The 2,814-nt window shown below is 42.8% G+C and carries 2 protein-coding genes; both read right to left on the bottom strand.

The features are described 5' to 3' along the window. Positions 1–97 precede the first annotated feature (97 nt). The gene (locus ACOVQQ_RS00475; RefSeq protein WP_421816474.1) at positions 98–1,825 is read right to left on the bottom strand and encodes a phospho-sugar mutase; all 1,728 of its coding nucleotides are present in this window, start codon (positions 1,823–1,825) and stop codon (positions 98–100) included. A gap of 10 nt (positions 1,826–1,835) precedes the next feature. Beyond that, the gene (locus ACOVQQ_RS00470) at positions 1,836–2,789 is read right to left on the bottom strand and encodes a glycosyltransferase family 2 protein (protein ID WP_421816473.1); all 954 of its coding nucleotides are present in this window, start codon (positions 2,787–2,789) and stop codon (positions 1,836–1,838) included. Positions 2,790–2,814 lie beyond the last annotated feature (25 nt).

The raw sequence follows: 2,814 nt of genomic DNA, 5'->3' as shown, positions 1-2,814 counted from the left end.
GTGCTGAATAATGCGTACAGCACATTGAAAAAGATGTTCAGAAAAGCAAACCGCTTGTACGGCAACGCATAAGGCAATAGCCTTTTAAAATTGCTCATTAGTTAAGGTTTAAATCGGCCACGATAGCTGCTACGTGCTCTTTACATTCCAATTTTGCAGCTTGTAATTCTTCATGAGTTTCTACCGCTGCGGTAACACTTACGTAGAATTTAATTTTAGGTTCTGTACCACTCGGACGCATAGCAATCTTGGAGCCGTCGGCTAAATAGAAGATGAGTACGTCTGATTTCGGCAAGTCCAGTTCTTCTTCCCGATTTACGGTGAGGTCGATACATTTTGATGTCAGATAATCTTCAATCATAACAACAGCTTGCCCAGCGATAGAGCGCGGCGGATCGTTCCGGAATCCAGTCATCATCGCTTGAATTTCCGCTAAACCATCGATGCCTTTTTTGGTTAAGCTGATTAATGTTTCATGGAAATATCCGAGATCTATGTATAAGTTTTGTAGCTCGTTATACACCGAACTGCCGCTTGCTTTTGCATAAGTAGCTAGTTCGCATGCTAATAGCGTTGAGGCTACGGCGTCTTTATCGCGTACGTTATCGCCAACCATGTAACCAAAACTCTCTTCACCGCCACCTATAAACTCGAGTTCTGGGTGATCTTTGATCATTTTTGCAATCCACTTAAATCCAGTTAATCCGACCATGCAACGCACGTCGTACGATTCTGCTAAAGCGTGCATCATTGGTGTAGAAACAATGGTACTTCCAACAAATTGTTTTCCGTTAAGGCGTTTTTCCGATTGCCATTTTTCCAACAAAAGTGCAGTTAGTAAAATCATTAACTGGTTTCCATTCAACAACTCCATTTTACCCTCGTTGTTTCGAACAGCCACGCCCAAACGGTCGCAATCTGGATCGGTACCAATTACAATATCGGCACCTACTTTTTCGGCCAAAGCCAAAGCTAAAGTCAAAGCTTCAGGTTCTTCTGGATTCGGGGAAACAACTGTGGGAAAATTTCCGTCGGGTGTTTTTTGCTCCTCAACGATATGCACCTGCGAATACCCCGCTCTTTTTAAGGTTTCTGGAACTACTGTAATCGAAGTTCCGTGAAGCGAAGTAAAAACGATTTTCAAGTCGTCTCTAGCGCCTGCCTTCTGTAAAATCGTGGCGTTTTGAATGGTACTTTTGATAAATTCTTGGTCTATTTCTGCGCCAATTTTTGTAATGTGTCCTGGCTTAGGTTCAAAACGAATATCTTGATACTGTAAGGCATCGATTACTGCAATCAGCTCTTTATCTTGCGGCGGAACCAACTGACCACCGTCGTTCCAATACACTTTGTATCCGTTGTATTCCGGTGGATTGTGCGATGCGGTTAGCACGATACCTGCCTGACATTGTAATTTTCGCACAGCAAAACTCAATTCCGGGGTAGGTCGAAGCGATTCGAACAAATACACTTTTATGTCGTTTGCCGAAAATACGTTAGCAACAACCTGCGCCAGCGTGTCGCTGTTGTGTCGGCAGTCGAATGCTATAGCTACAGAAATGGGCTGATTAGGAAAACTATTGTGCAAATAATCAGACAAACCTTGGGTGCTTTTTCCCAAAGTGTACTTGTTGATGCGGTTGGTACCAACGCCCATGATACCGCGCATACCGCCGGTTCCGAACTCCAAGTCTTTGTAAAAAGCTTCGAGGAGCTCTTTTTCACCTTGCGCTTCAAGGTCGCGTAGTTGTTGCTGTGTTTCGGCGTCGAAAATATCCGACTTCCAAGTAGTAATCTTTGCTAAAATGTCTGTACTAACCATAATAAAAGTGCAATTAGTTGGTTTCTTCTGCTATTTTGTATCGCGGTTCGTTGTTTTTTGTACGGAGAATAATTTCGCCCAAAAAGCCCGCTAAAAAAAGTTGTGTTCCGATAATCATAGTAGTTAAAGCAATGTAAAACCACGGATTATCGGTGACGCGTATTGTAGGTAAATCGCTGTACAAGCGAATAAGTTTGTTGATTCCAATAAAACCGGCTGCAAAAAATCCGATGACGAACATCACCGAACCCATGGCGCCGAAAAGATGCATCGGACGTTTTCCGAAACGCGACAAAAACCAAATGGTAATTAAGTCGAGAAAACCATTGATAAAACGTTCCATCCCAAATTTGGTTTCACCGTATTTGCGCGCCTGATGTTTAACTACCTTTTCACCGATTTTTCTAAAACCAGCATTTTTGGCTAAAACAGGAATGTATCGGTGCATTTCGCCACTAACTTCAATATTCTTAACCACTTGATTTTTGTACGCTTTTAAACCGCAATTGAAGTCGTTAAGATCTAAGCCCGAAGTGCGTCGTGCTGCCCAATTGAAAAGTTTTGAAGGTAAGTTTTTGGTCACTACATCATCAAAACGCTTCTTTTTCCAGCCGGAAACTAAGTCGTAACCGTCGGCGGTTATCATTTGGAACAGCGCAGGAATTTCTTCTGGATTATCCTGTAAATCGGCATCCATGGTGATAACAACATCGCCAAGTGCTGCTGCAAAACCAGCGTGTAAAGCTTGTGATTTGCCGTAATTGGTCAGAAATCGCAAACCGTGAACGTGCGTATCGGCAGCCGCTAGCTCTGAAATAATTTTCCACGAGTTGTCGGTACTGCCATCGTCAATGAACAGAATTTCGTAGGTGTAGCTGTGCGCTTGCATTACTTTGGTTATCCAAGTGTGCAATTCAGGAAGCGACTCTTGCTCGTTTAATAAAGGTATGACGACGCTGATATTCATTTAGTTAAGCAGTAGCTTTGTTTTT

The sequence above is a fragment of the Flavobacterium sp. genome (assembly GCF_049240005.1).
GTDB lineage: Bacteria > Bacteroidota > Bacteroidia > Flavobacteriales > Flavobacteriaceae > Flavobacterium.
The sequence above is the reverse complement of the archived record's forward strand: the minus strand, read 5'-3'. Positions and strand labels throughout refer to the sequence as shown.

Excerpts from the sequence above, each read along its gene's own strand:
- ACOVQQ_RS00470 (WP_421816473.1), bottom strand. The coding sequence starts at position 2,789 with ATGAATATCAGCGTCGTCATACCTTTATTAAACGAGCAAGAGTCGCTT.